Here is a 22,271-nt window from a genome sequence, read left to right on the forward strand (position 1 = left end):
GATTCCCAGGTCGGGGCGGCTGCCGGTGTTCCCGCCGGGCCCGGGCGGCGTCGATCTCGCACAGTGCCGGGATCGCCGTCGCCGTGGCTCGCGCCCCGGGCCGGGACCTGCCGCTCGGCTGCGACCTGGAACTGTGTCCCCTCCCGCGCGGCGCGGCCCGCCTGGTGCTGCGCGCGGACGAGGAGGCGCTGCTCGGCGACGCGGGCGCCCCGGCCTGGTCGGTGACGGAGCTGTTCTCCGCGAAGGAGGCCGCCTGGAAGGCGCTCGTCGGGCCGGACGGCGAGCACCCGGCCGGACCGATGGGGAGCCTGCGCGACCTGCGGGCCCGCCCCGAGGGGGACGGTCTGCGCGTCTGCGCACGCGCGGAACCCGCACACGCGGTGCGGGTGCGGGTGGTGCGCGTCGGGGCGGGCGTGTTCAGCTACGTCGTCGGCCGGGCCGGCGCCCCGGGCTGAGCGGGTCCCCCCGCCCCCGCGCACCGGGGGCGGGGGGGGCCGGCGTACCGGGTCAGCGCCGCGTGCCGCCGCCGTCCCGTGGGGACGGCCGTTCCGCGTCGACTGGCCCCGTCGGTCTTGGCGTCGTACGTGTCGCCGGTCCGCTCGCCGACCATGCGCGCGGCGCCCGACACGCCCCTGTCGGCCCGGCCGGGGTGGCCCTCGGCCATCTGCTCGGCCGTGTTCCTGGCCGTGTTCGTCATGTCGCCCGGCCGGCCCGCGGGGGTACCTCCGGCGGGGGGCGTGTGCGTCGTCACCCGCCGCAGGTACCCGTCCGAACGGGGGGGCATCACCCCCGGTCGCCCACCCGGACGGCCATGTTCCCCGCCGGGTGGCGGTTGTCGTGGATGAGTTGGTGGGCGAGGCCGATCTCCTCGAAACCGAAGGTCCGGGACAGGCACGGGTTGATGCTGCCCCGATCGATCAGCCGGGTGACCTCCCGTGCCTCGCGGGTGGCGGCGACGTGCGAGCCCTGCAGGCGTTTCTGCCGCATCCACAGGAAGCGCAGGTCGACGTCGCCGTTGTAGCCGGTGGTGCCGCCGCACAGGACGACCATGCCACCGTTGTCGCACAGGTACAGGGACGTGGGGATGGTGTCGGCGCCGGAGTGCTCCAGCACGATGCGCGGGCTGCGCCGCTCGCCGAGTACCTCCCAGAAGGCCCGCCCGAAGGCGCGGGCCCCCGACAGCCACCGGCCCATCGCCTCGTCGTCGGAGGTGTCCGGCAGGCGCCCCCAGTGGTCGAACCGCCGCCGGTCGATCCAGCCCTCGGCGCCCAGCTTGAGGCAGAACTCCCCGCGCTCCTCGCCGGAGACGACCGCGACGGGGATGCCGCCGACGTGCCGCACGAGCTGGATGGCGATGCAGCCGAGGCCGCCGGCGCCGCCCCAGATCAGCACCGGGTCGCCGGGGCGCACGGTGTGCGGGGGCCAGCCGAAGAGCTGGCGGTAGGCGGTGGCGGCGGTCGCCATGTAGCAGGCGGCCTCCGCCCAGGACAGCCGGGCGGGCTTGGGGTGGCACATGTAGTCGTCGACGACGGCGAACTGGGCGAAGGAGCCGTGGTTCTCCTCGTAGCCCCACACCCGCTGGCTCGTGGACCAGGTGGGGTCGCCGCCGAGGCGGATGTCCTCGGCCTTCTCGTCCCAGCGGTTGGCGAGGACCACGACCTCGTCGCCGAGCCGCACCCCGCGCACGTCCTCGCCGACCGCCCAGACGATCCCGGAGAGGTCGGAGCCGCCGATGTGGAAGTCCTCGGTGGCGCCCGCCTTCCGCCGGGCGGCGATCACGTCGAGCGGCGAGCCCAGCGCCGCCCAGACGTTGTTGTAGTTGACGCCGGCGGCCATCACCTTCACCAGGACCTGACCGCGGCCCACGGGCGGGACGTCGACCACCTCGGTGCGGAAGGCGTCGACGGGCTGTCCGTAGCGCTCACGGCGGATGAGCGAGGCGTACATCTTCGTCGGGACGGTGCCGATCTCGGGCGCGTCACCGAGCTCGTAGAGGTCCTGGGTGGCTCTCACGCTGGTTCTCCTCGACGCGTGTTCACGGGGAAGGGTGTGGCGGTCCGGCCGCCGGGGCCGCGCAGGGCCTTGGCGACCGCCTCGCCGATGCGGGCGATCGGTTCGGGTTCGGTCATCTCGTAGTGGCCGCAGGGCACGTGGTGGTCGTGGAGGGTGCCGTCGACGTAGGGCCGCCAGCTGTCGGCCTTGCCGGGCAGCACCGCCAGGTCCGCCGGGAAGTCCGTGGGCCGCTCCTCGGCGGCGCTGAAGAACAGCACGTCCCCGTGGTAGACGCCGGGGGCGAACTGGGGTGCGATGCGCAGGTTGTTGCGCATGACGGCGGCGATGGCGGCGGCCTCGGCGCGGGTGACGGGCACGCTCGCCGGGTCGGCGGAGACGCGGGCGTCGATCCGTTCCAGGACGGTCTCCACGGCTGCCCCCGCGTCGACGGGGAGACCGGCCACCCTCGACAGCAGGGCCGCCACCTGGCGTTCGGCCGCGTCGGGGTCGTGGGCGGTGCCGTGCGGCTGGGGGGCGTCGAGCATGGCGAGGAGTTCGACGCGTTCACCGTCGCGCTGGAGGGCGCAGGCCATGGCGTGGGCGACGAATCCGCCGTAGGACCAGCCCAGCAGCCGGTACGGACCGTGCGGCTGCACCTGGCGCACCAGGTCGAGGTAGTGGGCGACCATGGCGGCGGCGTCCGGCGCGGGCGGCCGGGTGCCGTCGAGGCCGGCCGCCTGGATGCCGTGGACGGGCTGGTCGCCGCCGAGGTGGGGCAGCAGGCCGGTGTAGCGCCAGGAGACGCCGGCGCCGGGATGGACGCAGAACAGGGGCGTGGCGGTGCCCTCGGCGCGCAGCGGCAGCAGCGGTGCGAGCGCGGTGGGGGCGGTCCCCGGTGTCTTCCCGTCCTGCTCGTCGGCGGCGGCGAGGACGCCGGCCACGGTGGGCGCGGCCAGCAGGGCCGCCGCCGCGATGTCGAGGACACCGGCCTGGCGCAGCCGGCCCGCGAGCAGCACGGCGCGCATCGAGTCGCCGCCGAGGTCGAAGAAGTTGTCGTGCAGGCCGATGCCGTCGATGCCGAGGACGTCCTGCCAGTGCCGGGCGACCTCCCGCTCGCGTGCGGTGCGGGGCGGTACGTGCTCCGTGGTCAGCCGGGGCCGCGGGGCGAGGCCGGGGGCGGTCTCCTCCGCGGCCGGAGTGTCGTCCGGGGTGGTGCGGGCGCCGGGGGCGTCGATCCAGTGGCGCCGGCGTTCGAAGGCGTACGGGGGCAGGGGGGCCCGCCGGGGCGTGCCCGGCACCGGCGGCAGGGCCCTGTCCACGCCCGCGCTCCACAGCCGGCCCAGCGCCTCGGCGAGGACGAAGCCGTCGGACGCCTCGGCCTTGGCGTGCCGCATGGTGGTCACCGTCACCGGTGCCGCGTCGGCGAGCCGGCCGGTGGCGAGCTTGGTCAGGGTGTCGCCCGGTCCGATCTCCACGAGGACGGGGTGCAGGCGGTCCCACAGGGCGGCGATGCCGTCGGCGAACCGCACGGTGTCGCGGGTGTGGCGGAGCCAGTGGCGTACGGAGGTGGCCTGGGCGTCGGTGACCCAGGTGCCGGTGACGTTGGTGACGTACGGGATGCGCGGCGGGCGCAGGGTGACCTGGCGCAGGTGGGTCTCGTAGGCGGGCAGGACCGGGTCCAGGACGTGGGAGTGGGCGGCGACGGGGATGCGCAGGCGGCGGAAGGGGACGTCCCGGCGGGCCAGTTCTGCCTCGAACCGCGCGACGGCGTCGAGGTGTCCGGCGACGGTGCAGGCGCCGGGGCCGTTGACGGCGGCCAGGGACAGGCCGTCGTCGAGCAGCGGGCGGATCCCCTCGGCCGGGGCGGCGACGCCGATGGTGGCGCCGCCGGCCGCGCTGATGAGCCGGATGCGTTCGGTGACCAGGGGCAGCATGTCCGCCAGGTCGATGACGCCGGCCAGGCAGGCGGCCGTGTACTCGCCGAGCGAGTGGCCGATCAGCGCGTCGGGGCGGACGCCCGACTCGATGAGCGCGCGGGCCAGGGCGTACTCGGTGACCACGAGCCCCAGGAAGGCGGCGGTGTCGTCGGGCCGCCGCTCCTCGAAGAGGGCGGTGCGCACGTCGGCACCGAGGACGGGCCGCAGGATGCGGGCGCACTCGTCGACGGTGTCGCGGTAGACGGTGTGGTCGCGGTACAGCTCCGCTCCCATGCCCGGGTACTGGGTGCCGCCGCCCGGCAGCAGGAACGCCACGCGGGCCGGGTCGTCGGAGAGCGGCGGGGTGGCGGGGGCCGCGGAGCGCAGCGCGTCCAGGGCCTCGTCGCGGGAGGCCGCGGTGACGGTGAGGCGGTGGCGCAGCGCGGGCCGGTCGGTGCGCAGGGAGTGCGCCACGTCGTCCAGGCGCAGGTCGGGGCGGCGTTCGAGGTGCCGGGCGAGTGCCCGGGCCTGGCCGCGCAGGGCGCCGGCGGTGCGTGCGGACAGCGGCAGCACCAGGCGGCGGCCGTCCTCGGGCGGGCGGGGGGCGCCGGGGGCGGTGGTCGGGGCCTCCTCCAGGACGACGTGGGCGTTGGTGCCGCCGATGCCGAAGGCGCTGACGGCGGCCCGGCGGGGGTGGTCGCCCTCGGGCCACTCCTCCAGTGCGGTGGGCACGCGGAACGGGCTCGCGTCGAAGTCGATGAGCGGGTTGGGGCGGTCGAAGTGCAGGCTCGGCGGGATCTGCCGGTGCTCCAGGGCCAGGACGGCCTTGATGAGCCCGGCGATGCCCGCGGCGGCGCCGAGGTGGCCGATGTTGGTCTTCACCGAGCCGAGGGCGCAGAAGCCGGTCCGCCGGGTGCCGTGCCGGAACGCCTCGGTGAGCGCGGACACCTCGATCGGGTCGCCGAGCTTGGTGGCCGTGCCGTGCGCCTCGACCAGGCCGATGGTGTCGGCGTCGACCTCCGCCTGGGCCTGCGCGGCGAGGATCACCTCGGTCTGCCCGGCGGCGCTGGGCGCGCTGAAGCCGACCTTGCGGCGGCCGTCGTTGTTGACGGCGCTGCCGCGGATGACCGCGCGGATGCGGTCGCCGTCGGCGAGGGCGTCCTCCAGCCGCTTGAGCACGACGGCCCCGACGCCGTCGCCGGAGGAGGTGCCGGCGGCGTCGGCGGCGAAGGCGCGGCAGTGGCCGTCGGGCGAGAACGGTCCGTCGGGCACGTGGCGGTAGCCCAGTGCGGCCGAGGGGTTGAGGGAGACGGCGGCGGCGAGCGCGGTGTCGCAGCGGTGGTCCAGCAGGTCCTGGCAGGCGGTGTGCACGGCGACCAGCGCGGTGGAGCAGGCCGTCTGGAGGGACACGCTCGGTCCGGTGAGGCCGAGTTCGTAGGAGACGCGGGTCGCGAGGGTGCCGAGGGAGTTGGCGGTGGCCGCGTGGACCAGCTCCACCGAGCCGGGCTGCCCGGCGAAGCGCGGGTGGACGTGGGCCGGGTAGTAGCGGCTGTCGCCGGCGCCCGCGTACACGCCGAACGCCTCGGTCGTACGGTCGCCGCCGAGGCAGCCGGCGTCCTCCAGGGCGTGGTAGGCCGTCTCCAGCAGCAGCCGCTGCTGCGGGTCGACGACGGCCGCCTCGGCGGGGCTGTGGCCGAAGAAGCCGGAGTCGAAGCGGTCGATGCCCTCGACGGCCGACACCATCCGGATCAGCGTGGGGTCGCCCAGGTCGCGCGGGTCGCCGCCGGCGGCGAGGAACTCCTCGTCGGTGACGGGCCGGATCGCCTCCCGGCCGGCCGCGAGGTTCTCCCAGAAGGCGTCGAGGTCGTCGGCGCCGGGGAAGCGGGCCGCCATGCCGATGACCGCGACGGCGGGGAACTCGGGGAACTCCTCGTCGTGGGGTGTGTTGGTGTCGTGCACGGCCTGTGCCTCGTCCTCTCCCGGTTCGGTGGTGTGCGGCGTGGGCTGCGCCTGGTCGTCGTACGGCCCGGTGGTGTGCGGCGGAGGCTGCGTCCGGTCGTCTCCCGGCCCGGTGGTGTGCCGCATGCCGCTCGCCCTGTCACGCACGGCCCCGGTCCTTGCCGTGCCGTGCGGTGCGGCGCGCGCGGGCGGCGCGCTGCCGCTGTGCTTGCTCCTTGGCGCGGTCCAGCCCGCCGGCCTCCTGCCGTGGCGGCTGTTCGGCGGCCGCCGGGGCACCGGCCCCCGCGGCCGACAGGCGGCGGGCCAGGTCCCGGACCGTGGGGTGGGCGAACAGGTCGACCACCGACAGGTCGGTGCCGAACGCGCGGTTGACGGCGGTCTGGGCGCTGACGAGGAGCAGCGAGTTGCCGCCCAGGTCGAAGAAGTTCTCGTCCCGGCCCACCCGGTCGCGGCCCAGCACGCCGCACCACACCTGGGCGAGCCGGCTCTCCAGCCTCCGCAGCTCCTCCCCCGCCTCCGCCCCGTCCGGGCGTGCGCCGGTGCCCGCCGAGCGCAGCGTCCACGCGTCGTCGGACAGGCCGGCCGCACGGGCGCCGTCGGCCGCCGCGCGGCACAGGGCGCCCAGGTCGGTGCCGTCCTCCAGGCCGACGCGGGCGGCCAGGCTCCGCGTCTGGCGCACGGGGGCGACGACATGGCTGCGGACCCAGGGCGCGGTGCGGTCGGCGCCGATCAGCAGGTGCGGTTCGTCCAGGGTGCGGGCCAGGTCGAACGAGCGCAGCGCGGCGGGCGCGTCGAGCAACCGGTAGCCGCGGGCCTCGGTGAGCGCGGTGAGTCCGTAACCCCGGCTCATGCCGCGCTCGCGCCACATGCTCCACGCCAGCGACTGCGCGGGCAGACCGAGGCTCCGGCGGTACAGGGCGAGGGCGTCCACGTAGGCGTTGGCGGCGGCGTAGGCGGCGTTCATGGCACCGCCGAACCAGCCGTTCACCGAGGAGAAGGTGACGAAGGAGGTGACCGGGTGGTCGGCGGTGATCCGGTGCAGCGTCCACGCGCCGCGCGTCTTCGCCGCGAGCGCCCGGCGCCAGGTGGCGGCGTCCAGTTCGCCCACGGGGCGTTCCACGAGCGTGCCGGCCAGGTGCAGCACCGACGCCAGGGGCACGCCCCACGCCTCGCCGGCGGCCTCCACCGCGGCCCGTACCCGGTGTTCGTCGGTGACGTCGGCGCGGGCGTAGCGGACCTCGCCCAGCTCGCGCAGGCGGGGCAGGGCGTGGGCCTCGGGTTCCGGGGTGCGGCCCACGATCAGGAGCCGGGTGCCGGGGGTGCGCAGCAGGTGGGCGGCGATCTCGGCGCCGACGCCGCCCAGGCCGCCGGTGAGCAGGGTGTAACCGTCGTGGGCGGGCGGCTCGGCGTGGGGCGGGGTGTCGGGCAGGGCGGCGAGGCGGCGTACGTACCGGTGTCCGTCGCGGTACGCCACCTCCGCGCCGTCCGCGGTGACCGTCGCCTCGGCCGTCAGCAGGGCCAGCGGGTCCGTGCCGTCGTCCGGGGGGAGGTCGAGGTGCGTGCCGCGCAGCCGGCCGAACTCCTCGGTCAGCGACTTGAGCAGCGCCCCCGCCATGGCGTGGGCCGGGGACGGGCGGTCGCCGGGCCGTACGGCCTGGGCGCCCGCCGTCACGTACACGAGGTCGACGGGGCGCTGCCGGCCGGGCCGGGCCACGAGGGCGCGGACGAACGCGAGCAGTTCCTCCGCACCGGTCGTGTCCTGCGGCGCCGTCCCCGGAGCGCCGGTGCCGCGCAGCCCGTCGAGGTGGAGGACGGCGTCGACCGGCCTCCGGTCGTCCTCAAGGCGCCGCAGCAGCTCGGCGTAGTCGGCTTCCTCGGCGGGCCGCAGGCGGTGGTGCGCGGCGTCGAGCCGGGCGTACGCCGTCCCCTCGCCGACCACCGTGCACAGGCCCCCGCCGGACCGCAGGGCGTCCGCGAGCCGTTCCGCGAGCCGCCGCACTCGGGGGTCGCCGCCGGCGAGGACGAGGGTGTGCCGGCCGGACGGCGTCGTCCGGGCCCCGGGGCGTTCCGTCCGCTGCCACACCGGCCGCAGGAACCAGTCGGGGACGGTCGCGGCGGTGCCCAGCAGGAGCTGGGTCCGGCGGACCTCGTCGTCGAAGGCGCCCGCCTCGAAGCTCTTGCGGAGCCTGGTGCGCTGGATCTTGCCGATCTCCGTCTTGGGGATCGCCTCCCGCTCGACCGGGATGAGGAAGGCCGGGCTGACGCCGACCTCCCGGGTCACCTTCCCGGCGATCTCACGCAGGACGCCGGCGGTGACCTCCGAGGCGGGGTGGAAGAAGAGCGCGAGTTCGTCGGTGGGTGACGACGGATCGGAGCGCACCGCGACGGCGGCGGTGAAACTGCGCTCGACGTGGGGCAGTTCCTCGACGCACGCCTCGATCTCGTGGCTGTAGTGGTTGACGCCGTTGACGATGATGACGTCCTTGGCACGGCCGGTGATGTACAGCTCGCCGTCGCGCAGGTACGCCAGGTCGCCGGTGTCGAACCAGCCGTCCTCGGTGAACGCCTCCGCGTCGGCGCCGGGGTTGTCGTGGTAACCGCCGGTCACGGAGGTGCCGCGGACCTGGAACCGGCCGGCCTCCCCCTCGGTGAGGAGCGTGCCCTGCTCGTCGACGATCCGCATGGCGAACCCGGGGTAGGGCAGGCCGCAGCTCACGAACGTCCCCTCGTCGGGGACGGGTGCGGCGGGCAGGACGGCGTCGGTGACCACGGAGCAGGTCTCGGACATGCCCCAGCCGGGGTGCATCACGTCCTGCGGCAGGCCGAACGGCTTCAGCGCGTGCAGGAACCGGCGGGCGGCCGAGGCCACGACGACCTCGCCGGCGTTCATCACCAGCCGCATCGGCGACAGGTCCCAGGCGCGGTCCGTGAAGCGGTGGGACTGCTCGGCGAGGAGCCCGAAGGCGAAGTTGGGCGCCCAGGTGACGGTGACCCGGTGCCGGTCGGCGAGGTCCATCCAGCGCAGCGGGTCCTGGAGGACGTGGGAGGTGGGGGCGTGGATCTGACGGCAGCCCAGGTACACGTCCCGCAGGTGGAACATCACCACGCCGGTGACGTGGTCGAGGGGGATCCAGTTGAGGGAGACGTCGTCCGCGCCGAGGCCGTTCACCTGCTCGGTGGCGGCGGAGCGGGTCAGGACGTTGCGGTGGGTGAGTCGCACCGCCTTGGGCAGGCCGGTGCTGCCGGACGTCATCAGCATCAGCATCAGGTCGTCCGGTCCGGCGGGGTGCCAGTCGCGGTCCTCGGGTGCCTCGCGCAGCGCGTCGGCCGTGGTGAGCCGCAGCCCGGGCCAGTCCTGGCGGGCGGCGACCGCGCGCAGCCCGGCCTCACGGCCGGCGGAGCACACGATCCGGGGCCGGCCGAGCATCCGCCAGATGCCCTCCAGCTTGGTCAGGGCCGCCGACGGGGCGTCGTAGGAGGCGGGAACGGTCAGCGGGACGGCGACGAAGCCGCCGAGGACGCACCCCCACAGCACGGCGAGGAAGTCCTCGGTGGCGTCGCACTGGAGGATGACCTGGTCGCCGGGGCGCAGGCCCGCCCGGCGCAGACCCGCGAGCACGCGGGACGCCTCGGGGATCAGGGAGGCGTAGGTGCGCCGGTGTTCGCTGCCGTCGGCGTGGACGTGGACGATGTCGCCCCGGTCCATCGCGGCGGCGCGGCGCAGGGCCTCGGCCCAGCCCGGCACGGACGGCTCGGTGAGGGCGGGGCCCTCGCTGAGGGCCGGTGCGGCGGAGGCGGCCCCGGTGCGGCCGGCGGGGGCCGGGTCCGTGGTGCGGTCGGGCAGGCCGGTGTGGCGGCGGTCCAGTTCCTCGGGGGTGTCCACCACCGCCACGTCGGCCGTGGTGACACCGGGGATCCGTGTCAGCCACTGCCGCCAGGTGTCGGCCGCGGTGCGGTCGACGGCGGGCAGGGCGTGCAGCGCCGCGGTGTCGACGGTGCCGTCCTCGGCGCGGGGCAGCGCGTTGACCGCCGTGACGCGGACGGTGCCGTGGCCCGCGCGGTCCAGGAGCTCCTCGACGCGTTCGGCGGCGTCCGCCCGCCCGGGCACCACGTACAGGCGCGGCGGGGCGCCGTCGGTGCCGGGCAGAGCACGGGCGTCGCGGATGCCGGGCACGGACAGGGCCGCGTCCTCCGGTTCCGCCGGGTCGGTCGCGGCCGCGGCGGGGGTGCGCTCGGGGAGCGCGGGCAGCTCGCCGACGCGGGTGCCGGGCTCGGCGCCCACGGTGCGCAGGACGTCGTGCAGGGCGCGGGCGAACGCCTCGGCGGTGTCGGAGTCGTACAGGTCGGTGGCGTACTCGACGTGCAGGGTGAGGCCGTCGGGGCTGCCCTCGGGGGTGTGGCGTTCCAGGACGTCCACGAAGAGGTCGAACTTCGCGGTGCCGGTGGCGGTGGGCCGCAACTCGGCGCGCCGTCCGTCGAGTTCGAGGACGGCGGGTTCGTTGTTCTGGAGGGCCAGCATCACCTGGAACAGGGGGTGCCGGCCGGGTGTGCGGGGCGGGTTGAGGTCGTCGACCAGCCGGTCGAACGGCAGGTCCTGGTGGTCCAGGGCGGCCAGGTCGGCGGTGCGCAGCCGGGCGATCAGGTCCCGGAAGGCGGGGTCGCCGGAGGTGTCGGCGCGCAGCACCAGGGTGTTGGTGATGAGGCCGATCAGGGGGTCGAGGGCGGGTTCGGTGCGGCCCGCGACGGGGGTGCCGAGGACGATGTCCTCGCCGGCGCCGCAGCGGGTGAGCAGGGCGCTGACGGCGGCGTGCAGCACCATGAAGAGGCTGGCGCCCTCGCGGTCGGCGAGGCGCGTCAGGGCGCGGTGCAGGCCGGCGTCGACGGTGGTCTCGACGTGCGCGCCGCCGCCGCGCGGTGTGGTGGGGCGCGGCCGGTCGCCGGGCAGGGTGCACTCCTCGGGCAGGCCGTCCAGTGCGGTGCGCCAGTGGGCGGTGAGCCGCTCCAGCCGGCCCGGGCCGTCCGGTCCGGGGGTGAGCAGGGCGCGCTGCCACAGCGCGTAGTCGGCGTACTGGGCGGGCAGTGGCGTCCAGTCGGGTGCCCGGCCGTCGCGGCGGGCCGCGTAGGCGGTGCTCAGGTCCTCGGCGAAGGGGCGCAGCGACCAGCCGTCGGCGGCGCTGTGGTGCAGGACGAACAGCAGGGTGGAGTCCAGCAGCCAGACGGCGAGGGGACTCTCGGCGGTGAGGTCGAAGCGGTACCGCAGTGCGGCGGTGACGTGGGCTGCGGTCTCCGCGGCGGGGCAGTCGACGTGCCGCAGGGCGGGGCGCAGCTCTCCCGGTGGCAGGATGCGCTGGTAGGGGGCGCCGTCGTGTTCGGCGATCACCGTCCGCAGGATCTCGTGCCGGTCGGCGAGGTCCCCGAGGGCCGCCCGGAGCGCGTCGGTGTCGGGATCGGCGTCGAGCGGGACGAGGAGCGGGATGTTGTACGTGGCCGCTCCGTCGTCGAGCCGGTTCAGGAACCACATGCGTTCCTGGGCGTACGACAGCGGCACCCGCGCCGGGCGCGGGGTGGCGCCGAGGACCGGGCGGGGCGGGGCGCCGTCCGCCGGTACGTCGAGCCGCCGGGCGAGGGCGGCGGGGGTCGGTGTCCCGAACAGGGCGGTGATGGGGATCTCGGCGCCGGTCTCGTGCCGCAGGCGGGCCAGGAGACGGGTGGCGAGCAGGGAGTCGCCGCCGAGGTCGAAGAAGTTCACGTCGGTGCCCACGGTCTCCCGGGGCAGCTTCAGCACCTCCTCGAACAGCCGGCACACCAGGGCCTGCTGCGGCGTCTCGGGCCGGGTGCCGGTCGCGGCGGCGGTGAAGTCGGGGGCGGGCAGGGCCCGGACGTCGAGCTTGCCGTTGGCCGTCAGGGGCAGCGCGTCCACCGGGACGCAGGCGGACGGGACCATGTGCTCGGGCAGGTGTACGGCGGCGTGGGCGCGCAGCTCGGCGGGGCTCACCGGTGCGCCACCGGAGGGGACGGTGTAGGCGACGAGGTGCAGGGCGCCGTTCTCGGAGCGACGGGCCACGACGGCGGCGCGGGTGACGCCGGGGTGGGTGGCGAGGACGGCCTCGATCTCGCCGGGTTCGACGCGGAAGCCGCGGAGCTGGATCTGGGCGTCGGCGCGGCCGAGGTAGTCGAGGGTGCCGTCGGGGCGGCGCCGGGCCAGGTCGCCCGAGCGGTACATGCGGGTGCCGGGCGGGCCGTGGGGGTCGTCGAGGAAGCGTTCGGCGGTCAGGCCGGGCCGGTCCAGGTATCCGCCTGCGACGCCGGCGCCGGAGACGTACATCTCACCGGTCGCGCCGGGCGGCACCGGGCGTCCCCCGGCGTCGAGGAGGTGGACGCGCAGGTCGGCGAGGGGGGTGCCGATCACGCTGCCGCGGCGCGGGTCGTCCAGGTCGGCCCGGGTGAGGCGGTGGTGGGTGACGTGCACGGTGGTCTCGGTGATGCCGTACATGTTCACCAGCGCCGGGCGGTCCAGGCCGTGCCGGTCCGCCCAGGGGCGCAGCCGCGCCGGGCGCAGGGCCTCGCCGCCGAAGACGACGTACCGCAACGCCCCGGTGTCGCCGCCGCGTTCGAGGTCGGCGTCGACGAGCTGCTCGAACGCGGAGGGCGTCTGGTTGAGGACGGTCACGCCCTCGCGGTGCAGCAGCTCAAGGAACTCCCGGGGCGAGCGGCTGACGGCGTACGGGACGACGACGACCCGGCCGCCGTGCAGCAGGGCGCCCCAGATCTCCCAGACGGAGAAGTCGAAGGCGTAGGAGTGGAACAGCGTCCACACGTCGTCGGCGCGGAAGTCGAAGTGCTCGGCCGCGGCGGCGAAGAGACGGACGACGTTGGACTGCGGGACGGGCACGCCCTTGGGGCGGCCGGTGGAGCCGGAGGTGTGGATGATGTACGCGATGTCGGACGGGCTCGTCGGCCCGTGCCGGTCGGCGTCGGTGAGGTCGGCGGCGGACCGGCGGGCCAGGTCCGCGGTGACCTGCTCGTCGTCCAGGCGGACGACGGGCAGCGCGTCCCCGGCGAGGTGGGCGTGGGCGTGCTCGGTGACGAGGACGACGGGGGCGGCGTCCTCGACGACCAGCCGCAGCCGTTCGGCCGGGTGGCCGGGGTCCAGAGGCAGGTAGGCGGCGCCGGTCTTGAGGACGGCCAGCAGGGCGGGCAGCAGCCGCGTCCCGCGCTCCAGGGCGAGGGCCACCACCCGGCCGGGACCGGCACCGTGATCGGTCAGCAAGCGGGCCAGGCGGTTGGCATCGGCGTTGAGCGCGGCGTACGTGAGCCGTTCGGACCCGCAGGTGACGGCGGTCCGCTCGGGCCCGGCCGCCGCCTGCTCCTCGAACAGCTCGGCGAGGGTCCGCTGCACCGGATACGTGCGTACGGGGGTGTCGCGGGGGTGCTCGCCCGGCAGCAGGAGGTCCAGGTCGCCCAGCGGAGTCGTCGGGTCGGCCTCGGCCAGCCGGCGCAGCAGCGTGAGGAAGCGGTCCCGGTGCAGGGCGAGTTCGTCCTCCTCGTACAGGGCCGGGTTGGCGTCGAGGGCCAGCCACAGCCCGCCGGAGGGGGTGCCTGGCCGAACCGAGATCTGCAGGTCGTCGACGGCGCCGCCGGACAGGTGGTGCCAGGTGGTGGGGTGCCCGCCGAAGACGGGGGACTCGTCGAACGGGACGATGTTGAGCACCGGCCCGTACAGTCGGCGTCCGGTGCCCAGCAGGCCCAGGTCGCGGCGGAGGTACTCGCCCCGGTACCGCTGGTGGCGGCGCAGCTCCTGCAGTTCGTCCGCGACGGTGCCCGCCAGCTCCGCGAGGGGCGTGCCCGGGTCGGCGGCCACGCGCAGCGGGAGGACGTCGGAGGCGGTGCCGGGGGTGCGCAGGGCGGCGCTGCCGAGACGGCTCATGGTGGCGAGGCCGAGCACCAGGTCGCGGGCGCCGGTCATCCGGTGCAGGTAGGCGGCGGTGGCGGTGGTCAGCAGGTCGGTGCGCCGGACGCCGAGCCGGGCCGCGGCCGCGTCGAGGGCGCCGGTCTCCGCGGGCGTCAGCTCGGCGGTGCGGCGCAGGAAGGGCGCGGTCGGGGCGGCCGTACGGGAGGTGAGCCGGGCGGGTTCGGGCAGGCCGGCCAGGTGCCGCGCCCAGTGGTCGCGGTCACGGGCGTACGCGTCGGCGGCGCGGTAGGCCGTCTCCTCCTCGTGGAGCCGGCCCACCGGCGCGAACCCGGCGGGGTCCGGCTCGCGCCCCTCGGCCAGCGCGTTGTACGTGTCGGCCAGGCGCCGCCCGAGGAGCTTGTAGCTGTAGCCGTCGAGCAGGAGGTGATGGGCCCTCAGCAGCCAGAGGAAGCGGTCGGGGGCGAGGGTCAGCAGGGTGTGCGCGAACAGCGGGCCCTTCTCCGGGTCCACGGGCGTCGCGAGGTCGGCACGGACGTGCGCCCACGCGGCGGCCTCGGGGTCCTCGGCGCCGCTGACGTCCACCCGGTGCAGGGGCCAGTCGTCGGCGTCCGCGGCGGGGTGGCAGCGGGGCCCTTCGTCGGTGTCGGCGAACCGCAGGGCGAAGGTGTCGGCCTCGCCGACGACGCGCCGCAGCGCGGTCTCGAACAGGCCGGTGTCGAGGGGGCCGTGGACCTCCACCGCCTCCGCCGTGTTGTACGCGGCGCTGTCCGATGTGAGCCGTCCGGCGTACCAGAGACCCTCCTGGGCCCCGGACAGCGGTCGACGTTCGTCCTCCTGGAGTGACATAGCACAACCCTCACGTGACAAGCCGTAATGTCCCGGACGGCGAAGGCCCGGCGGGATCGGACGGGTGCGGCCACCGCTCCGTGCCGCCCTCACGTGTCGGTACGCGCCGGGCCGGCCCACGGGGGAAGGGGGGGTCGCACGCCGGGGGCGGGGGCGTTCACGTCGCCCGGCCCCGGTCTTCCGGCACAGCACGGTGGGCCACCGCGACGGTGCCGGTCAAGCGGCGCCCGGCTCCCGGGACGCCGATTCAGGGTTTTCCCTGAAGAACGCTGCGCCGGGGAGTGCGCGGCGCCGTCCTGGCGTCCCGGCCGCCGACTTCTAGGGAAATCACGCGACTTCCCCTCACGCCGGGTTCCGCGCTGGATTCGGCCGCGTTCCGCCGTGCACTCTCGGAAGGCCCCCGCCCCCCGCGGACAGCCGCGGCGGCATACCGATCCCGGGCCGTGGGACCCCCCGAAACGAACGACGGAAAGAAGGCTGACGGCATGCACCGTGCGCTGTGTCCGGTCGAGACGCTCTACGTGGGCCAGAGAAGCAGGGCCGTGCTCTCCTGCGCCCTGCGCGGACCCGTGGACGTCGCCGCGCTGTCGGCCGCCTACGACGCCATGACGGAGGCCCACCCGGGGCTGCGGTCACGCATCGAACAGGACGGCCCGGGCCACGTCCTGCGCCTCCTGGACGAGGACGAACGGCCCCGCCTGAGCACCCGGTCCGGCGACGAGGAGGAGGCCTACGCGGCGGAGCTGAACGCGCCCCTGCCGGTCGGGGGCCCGCTGAGCCGGGCCGTCCTGGTCAGCGCGCCGGACGGTGAGAGCCACCTGTTCGTCCTGGTGATCGACCACACCGTCACGGACGGCCACAGCAGCATCGCCCTGCACAACGCGCTGTGGGACCGCTACCGGGCACTGGTCGACGGGGAACCCGCCGCCGAGACGTCCGGGCCGCGCTGGCCCGAGCCCGTCAGCCGGCTGCTGCCCCCGGCCGACGAGGCCGACACGGCGAAGTACCTCGACGGCCGCCTGGAGGAGGTACGGCGGCACCCGGTCGAGCTCGTGCCGTACGACGCCGCCACCGGTGACGGGACCGGCGACGGGACCGGCCCGGAGGGGCGCATCGAGGTGCGCCGGCTGGCCCTGGACGCGGACCTCACCGCGCGGCTGCGCCGGACGGCGCGCGACGCGGGCCTCTCCGTGCACGCGTTGATCGCCGCGACCCTGCTGGCCACGGCCCGGCGGCGCCTGCACGGCGACGGCCCCCGCACCCTCGGCTGCCTCTCCCCCGTCGACCTGCGCTCCCGGCTCTCGCCGCCGGTGCCCACCGCCGCCCTGGTCCCCGCGGTCACCACGCACCTGCAGACCCTGGACGTGGCCGAGGACTCCGAGCCGCTGGAGCTGGCCCGTACCGTCCACGGTCGCCTCGGTGACTTCCTCGCCCGGGGCGACCACTTCCACGAGATGCGCATCACCCCGGACATCCCCCGCACCCCCGCGCTGCAACTGGCCACGGTGATCGCCACCAACATGGGCGTGGTCCCCGGCCCGCGGCTGCCGGACGGGCTGCGCGCGGTCGACGTGCGTCTGGTGCCGGCCCGCGAGCAGTATTTCCCGCAGGCCGGACGCAGCCCCGTCATGGCGTGCGTCGTCTCCTTCGAGGGTCGGCTCTCCATCGAGTTCCCGCACTCCACGGCCTGCTTCAGCCCGACCTTCATGCGGGCGTTCCGCGACGACGTGCGCGCCGGCCTCCTCCGCTTCGCGACGGCGGCGGAACCCCGGTCCGCCGACGCGGCCACGGCCTGAACACCTCCCCCGCCCGCACGGCTGTCGTAAGGAGCCTCAGCCCGACATGTCCACCGTCAGCGAACTCCCCTCACCTCTGACGCTGCTCCGCCGAGCCCAGGCGGGCGACGAGCACGCGATGAACCACCTGCTGACCCACATCACCCCCTACGTCGCCCGCATCTGCCGGTCCATCACCCACGACGACGGTGCCGACGCCACGCAGGAGGCGCTGCTCGCCATCTACCGCGGCCTGCGCTCGCTGCGCGAACCCGCGGCCTTCTACGGCTGGGTGCGCTCGGTGACGGTCCGCGAGGCCGTCCGCACCGCCAAGCGCCACGGCGAGGAGCACAGCTGCTCCGAGCTGGAGGCGTGGCAGGAGGAGAACCCCATGGACGCGGTGCACATCACCGATGTGCTGGAGCGTCTGTCCCAGGCGCACCGGCAGGTCCTCGCCCTGCGGGCCTACGGGCTCAACGAGGAGGAGATGGCCGAGGTGCTCGCCCTGCCCGTGGGCACCGTCCGCTCCCGTCTCTTCCGCGCCCGCCGCCGCTTCCAGGAGGCATGGCAGCCCTCGGCGGCGTGAGACGCATGGCGGCGGCGGTGGCGGTGTACGTGTCACCGCCACCGCCGGCGCCCGGGCTCCGGGTGCCGGTTGCGGGCTACCGCACGCGCTCCGGGAGGACGCGCGGGGGCCACTGCCCGACGGCGAACATCCCGAGAGCGTGCGCACGCGCCACCAGCGCGGGACGGTTGGGCGCGTCGAACCTCCGCAGCATCTGCCCGACTCGGTACTCGATGCCCTGACGGCTCAGGTAGAGACGGGAGGCCAGCTGCACCGTGGACTCGCCACACGCGACCCCTTCCAGCACCTGCGCGTCGAGGGCGCTGAGCACCGGCCCGCCAGGCCCCCCGTCCGAGGTGCGGCGCAGGAATACCACCACGCCGACCAAGGCGCCCGAGGGATTCCGTACGGCGACCCCGGTGACTTCCGCGAGGAATTCCCCGCCGGATCCGTCCCGGCCCGTCACGCTTTCCGTGAAGCGCCGACGACGCCCCGCGGAAAGGGCGGTGAACTGTTCCCGGAGCCGGCCGGGAACGGGTGAACGGAGAAGGTCGATAAGGCCGTGCCCACATATGTCGTCGGCGCTCAGGCCGAATTGTCGGGCGAATTCGGGTTCCGCGGCCGTGACGACCAGGTCCCCCGGTGAGGCGTGGGCGGTGCAGGCGCCCGCCGACGCGGCACGGCGGGGCGCGCCGCTCCCGGCGGGTCCGGGACGGGCGGGAGGAGCCGGGGTGGCGGCTTTGTTCTTGCGGGGCGAGGCGTCGGGGAAACTCGTGGTCGCCACGGACGTACCGTCTTTCTTCCTGCGCGTGGGGGAGGCTGGGAAGGGTGAACGAACGCGGAGCGGAAACCGATGCGCCGTGCCTGGGTGTGGGTGAGCGCCCGGTGGCGGCGGGTGCCACCTCGTCGGTGGCGGGGGCCGGGTATCCGCGTCGTCCCGGGCGGGCCGGCGGCGGGCGCCGGACTCCCGGGAGGGATCAGGGTGGGAAGAGGAAGTGACGCCGAGGCGGCCGGAAACGGAACGGGGGCAACACCGGGGATAACGTTGTCATGGGCCACTCGATCCCGGTGGCCGGGCGCGGACCCGGACGGAAGCTGGACAGCACGAAAACCTCCACGGGACGAAGAGGGGATCGCAACGGGGGGTGAACGACGCTTTCGAGACTACGGGGCGGCAACGCCTCTGGCAAGGCTTTGCCAAGCACCCCCGGCGACCTGTCAACTCTTCTGCGACCGGGCCTTTTTCAGGCATCGGGAGCCCTCGGTGCAAACATTCCGGCGACGCCGGACCTCTCCCTCTGGAAAGGGCGGTTGACATGCACTTGACGGGTTGTCGCCTCCTGCCGTGCTCCATAAAGTGTTGACGACTCCACGCGCCCGGGCGGGCAGGCCCGCACAGGGGCGGGGGGCTGCTGCGGCCCCCCGCCGATCGCGCCACGGAACCAGGGGGGGAGATGCTCGAGCAGCCGCATTTCGGCCGTCGACTGAAGAGGCTCCGGCTGGCACGGGGCCTGAGCCAGGCCGGCCTTGTCGGCGAAGGCATGTCGACCGGCTACCTGTCACGCCTGGAGTCGGGGGAACGGCGCCCCACCGAGCGCGCCGTGTCCTATCTCGCCGGCCGGCTCGGCGTCGACACGTCCGCCCTGACCGCCCCGGCGGACGGCAGGTCCCTGACCGGGGTGCTGGCCGCCGTGACGTCGGCGCCGCCCGGCACGGACGACACGGCGGCACTCAGCCGCGCGGTCGAGGAGGACACGGGTGAGGATCCCGCCGCTCGCTGGCAGGCCCTGTGGCTGCTGAGCCGCGCCGCCGGCCGCGACGGCGACTACGAAGGAGAGCGCACGCGGCTGCGCGAACTCCTGGCGCTGAGCTCCCTGTTGGCGGCGCCGGACCTTCGGGCCCGCTCACTCGTGGCGTACGCCCGCTGCACGCGTGCCCTGGGCGACCTGCGGACGGCGGAGCCCGCGGCGGTCGAGGCCCTGTCCATCGCCCGGGCCTCGGAACTGTCCGTCTCCGACACACTGGCCGCACTGATGGCGCTGATCAGCGTCGAGACGGAACTCGGGAGGCTGGAGGCGGCCGGCCGGCACGTCGAGGAGATGGAGCGGGATCTGCTGCCCCGGGCCGCGCCCGCGCAGGCGGCCGAGGCACTGTGGACGGCCGCCGTGGTGAGCAGCCGTCAGGGCGACGACCCCGCCGCCCGGGCCCGGCTGGACCGGGCCCTGGGCCTCCTCCGGGGTCAGGACGACCTGCCCCCGTGGACCAGGCTGCGGGCCGCCGCCACCGCCGCGCTGCAGATGTCGCCGCCCCTCGTGGCCCCCGCCGAGCGGTGGCTGGCCGAGGCCGCCTCCGTCCTCGACCTGGTCGGCACCCCTCCCCAGCTCCAGGAACTGGGGGCGCTCCAGGCCCATCTCGCCTTCCACCAGGGTCGGCTGGACGACGCCCGCGCGCTCACCCGGGCCCTTCTCTCCACGCAGGACCTGCGCCTTGCCCACCGCGACCGAGTACGGCTGTCGGCCCTCGAGGGCCGACTGATGATCCTGGCGGGTCGCGCCGACGAGGGCACCGCCGCACTGCGACGGCTCGGCGCGCAGGCGACGGAGTCCGGCAATCTCGACCTGGCGGCCCACATCCGGCAGGCGTTGGCCATGACCCTGGCCGACGCCAATTCCCCGGGACGGCGCGGGAGCGGAACCGCTCCGGCCCCGGGAGGCGACGAGGGACCCTAGGCGGGCGCCGGCCATCGCCGGGCGTGCGCACCGGTTGCGGTGACGGACATCGCGGTGCGCGCCAGAGGGGAGCCCACCGTCATCCGGTGCGCGGGGGCGGCGTCCACTCCGTGGATCCCACCGGGTGGGTGCCCCCTCGGTGCTCCGCTCCATGCCGTGCATCGCCACTGGACGCAGAACACCGTGCGTTCCACTCGGTGGACGGTGCCCGGCGTCGTCACCACAGCCGGGCGCCTGAGTGCCGCACCCGGGAGAGAGCACGCGCGTCGCGACAAGGCGGTGGCGTCCGGCGTCCCGGAGCCGCCGCTGCCGCCCGCGCAGCTGCGCCTCCTCGCCGCCTTCGACTTCGGCTTCCGGGGCCGCTTCCGGATCGGCTGCCGTCCCAGGGGCCCATCGGGCTCGGCCGCCCGGTCCTCATCGAGCGCGGCACCGTCTTCTTCGCGGCGGCCGCCGTCGTCGTACGTGCCGCGGCCGCTGCCGCTGCCGGGGCGACGGTCGAATCCGCCACGAGGACCGGTCGTCCCAGGTCCCGGCCGACGACCCGCGAGGGAGAGGAAGGCACGCCATGAGTCATCAGCTTGCCGTCGTGGGCTCCGGTCGGCCGGTCCACTGACGGCAACGCGCCTCGCCCTTGCCGCCAGAAGAGCGGGCCCCTCCCCGGTCCGGCGCTGGAGGGGGCCCGGGAATGCGAGGACTACTTCTTGGGGCCCGTGCCGCAGAGGAGAATCGCCTGGCCGAGACCCTTGACCGTGCCCGTCATCATGCCGATGGCGAGTCCCGGTACGGCGCCAGCACCTCCGGCCATGGCGCCGGTCGCCGTTCCCACGACCGTGCCGACGTAGATGCTGCTGCCCAGGTGCTTGAGCATGCACTTGTTCCACTCGTCTTCGGTCTTGGGCTTGTCGAAGAGGCCCATCGGAGACATCTGAGCCGTGTTCGGCTTGCCGGCGGTCTTCGCCAGGGCGGCAGCCGCGGCGCCGTCGCGTACCGAGATGGTGGGCGGTGTCACGATGCCGGTGACCGTGTCCCCGGTGACGCCCTCGATCGTCTGGGTCAGCTTCCTGCCGTCGAGGGTGAGGCTGACCTTGTGCGTGGCTCCGTTCGGCTCCCGGACGATGCCGGGCCGGACGGTGGCGATGTTCTTGCCGGAGGCGTCGGTCAGCTTGACCGTGTCGTCCTCGACGGTCGCGGTCGCGCCGTCGGGAACGTCGAGTTCAGCGCTCTCGGTCGTGGCCAGCACCTGCGGCTTGACGTCCGTGTCGGTGTTGCTGGTGTCGCTGCCCGGCGTGCCGGCGCTGGTACGGGCGATGTACATCGTGGAGCCGGCCGTCGAGTTGACGACGGGGACCGTGACGGTCGCGTCGGTGGTCCACGGCTGATTGTCGGTATCGAAGGTCCAGGTGCCCGTCACCTTCTTGCCGACAGCCGCGAAGTCGACCCAGGCATAGTTCTTCGAAGGGACGTCCACGGCGATGCCGTTGATCGTCGTCTCGTCCGAGGTGTAGGTCTGCGTCGTGGCCAGCTGGCTGGAAATCATGGCCTGGACCGGCGCCGAGACTCCGACAGAGGTGGAGACACCGGCCGAATATGACTGGGCCCAGCCGGAGTGGTAAATCGTCGTGAAGATCTGCTTCATCGTGCTGTCGGTGTCGTTGTACCAGACGGACGAGGCGATCTGCCGGGGCAGGAGTTCAGGGTGTCCCTCGGACTTCTCGGTCCACGAACAGGTCGACGTCTTCCTGGAACACAGGTCTGCGTAGTAGTCGAGGGCGAGGCTTTTCGCTTCGGCGGACTTCGACTCCGGAACCGTCCATTCCTGGCTCGCGCTGCCGTTGCAGGCGTTGGGCTGGGCGAGGATCCCCCACAGGTGGAGGCCGCCCCGGTTGTCCATGCAGTACTCGGTGCCGCTGGATTCGTCGCGGCGGACGATCCCGAACGTGTTGGGCTTGCCGTCGACGGGGCGGAAGTGCCACTGCTCCCCGTCCTTGCCGCAGGACTGCTGGGTGGCGGGCTGGGAGGCGTAGATGCACTTCCCGGAGGACGTACTGGCGATGTTGAAGGTGCCGGGGGCACTGAGCTTGATGAGGCGCCAGTTCGTGTAATTGGTGCCGTCGGGGGTGACGGAGATCTGGTTCCCGTCGTTGTTGCCCGTCGCGTTGAGGGTGCCGCTCTTGTTGGTGAAGGTATACGCGTCGGTCGCGGCGGCTGCAGGAGTGGCACCGAGGGCGAGAGCCGGGGCGATGACGGCGAGGGCGAGGAGGGGGGCCGCCAAGAGCCGTGCAGCACGCGTGAAGTGGGGTTTCATGGCACCTTTCGGATGAGCTTCTTGTGGGTTTCCTGATGTGATCCGTGAGCGTAGGGGGAGGCTGCGACGGAATGGTCTATTCCAATGTCGATGTGACCTTGTTAACTTCTGATGAGAATGGACCAAAACCGGCTTGCGCATGACTCTGCAAGAGGCATCGCATTACCCGATGTTCGTCGTGTACGACACGGCGGGGTGGAGACTGTGCCACCAGCCGTGACCGACACCCCCATGGGGCGGCTCGGGCGTGGAGCGGAGGACCGTTCCCCCGG

The 22,271-nt window shown here is 74.6% G+C and carries 10 protein-coding genes; 4 read left to right on the forward strand and 6 right to left on the reverse strand.

The features are described 5' to 3' along the window. The first annotated feature begins 83 nt into the window (after positions 1-83). Positions 84-455, forward strand: coding sequence for a 4'-phosphopantetheinyl transferase superfamily protein (locus ACF053_RS00175; protein ID WP_391951672.1), 372 nt, complete (start codon positions 84-86; stop codon positions 453-455). Here the strand turns inward: ACF053_RS00175 and ACF053_RS00180 are convergent. Genes ACF053_RS00180 through ACF053_RS00195 form a run of 4 tightly spaced genes read right to left on the reverse strand, consistent with a single transcriptional unit; the run spans position 422 to position 14,625 of the window. Beyond that, positions 422-784 carry an Rv0909 family putative TA system antitoxin gene (locus ACF053_RS00180; protein WP_391951673.1) on the reverse strand — a complete coding sequence of 121 codons (363 nt, stop codon included), beginning with the start codon at positions 782-784 and terminating at the stop codon, positions 422-424. The two genes, ACF053_RS00175 and ACF053_RS00180, sit on opposite strands and share 34 nt — an antisense overlap. Further along, positions 784-2,013 carry a crotonyl-CoA carboxylase/reductase gene (gene ccrA / locus ACF053_RS00185; protein ID WP_391951674.1) on the reverse strand — a complete coding sequence of 410 codons (1,230 nt, stop codon included), beginning with the start codon at positions 2,011-2,013 and terminating at the stop codon, positions 784-786. Before ccrA ends, ACF053_RS00180 begins: the two co-directional genes overlap by 1 nt. After that, positions 2,010-6,014: a type I polyketide synthase gene (locus ACF053_RS00190; protein ID WP_391951675.1), complete on the reverse strand. Its 4,005-nt coding sequence runs from the start codon at positions 6,012-6,014 to the stop codon at positions 2,010-2,012. Before ACF053_RS00190 ends, ccrA begins: the two co-directional genes overlap by 4 nt. Beyond that, complete coding sequence (locus tag ACF053_RS00195; protein WP_391951676.1) at positions 6,007-14,625, reverse strand: amino acid adenylation domain-containing protein; 8,619 nt, start codon at positions 14,623-14,625, stop codon at positions 6,007-6,009. The genes ACF053_RS00190 and ACF053_RS00195 overlap by 8 nt, the downstream gene beginning before the upstream one ends. Positions 14,626-15,110: 485 nt before the next feature. On the opposite strand from ACF053_RS00195, the gene ACF053_RS00200 reads away from it, so the two are divergent. Then, complete coding sequence (locus ACF053_RS00200; protein WP_391951677.1) at positions 15,111-16,421, forward strand: phthiocerol/phthiodiolone dimycocerosyl transferase family protein; 1,311 nt, start codon at positions 15,111-15,113, stop codon at positions 16,419-16,421. A gap of 46 nt (positions 16,422-16,467) precedes the next feature. Continuing rightward, on the forward strand, positions 16,468-16,986 hold the full coding sequence (locus ACF053_RS00205; protein WP_391951678.1) for an RNA polymerase sigma factor: 519 nt from the start codon (positions 16,468-16,470) through the stop codon (positions 16,984-16,986). A gap of 76 nt (positions 16,987-17,062) precedes the next feature. Here ACF053_RS00205 and ACF053_RS00210 read toward each other — a convergent pair whose 3' ends face one another. After that, entirely contained in the window at positions 17,063-17,749 is a 687-nt protein-coding gene (locus ACF053_RS00210; RefSeq protein ID WP_391951679.1) for a PAS domain-containing protein, read from the reverse strand. A 670-nt stretch (positions 17,750-18,419) separates the two neighbouring features. Between ACF053_RS00210 and ACF053_RS00215 the strand changes: the two genes are divergently transcribed. Then, the gene (locus tag ACF053_RS00215) at positions 18,420-19,694 is read left to right on the forward strand and encodes a helix-turn-helix domain-containing protein (RefSeq protein WP_391951680.1); all 1,275 of its coding nucleotides are present in this window, start codon (positions 18,420-18,422) and stop codon (positions 19,692-19,694) included. 694 nt (positions 19,695-20,388) lie between these two features. Here ACF053_RS00215 and ACF053_RS00220 read toward each other — a convergent pair. Next, positions 20,389-21,999 carry an RICIN domain-containing protein gene (locus tag ACF053_RS00220; RefSeq protein ID WP_391951681.1) on the reverse strand — a complete coding sequence of 537 codons (1,611 nt, stop codon included), beginning with the start codon at positions 21,997-21,999 and terminating at the stop codon, positions 20,389-20,391. Positions 22,000-22,271 lie beyond the last annotated feature (272 nt).

Origin of the sequence: Streptomyces kanasensis, from assembly GCF_043077165.1 — a bacterium.
GTDB lineage: Bacteria > Actinomycetota > Actinomycetes > Streptomycetales > Streptomycetaceae > Streptomyces > Streptomyces changanensis.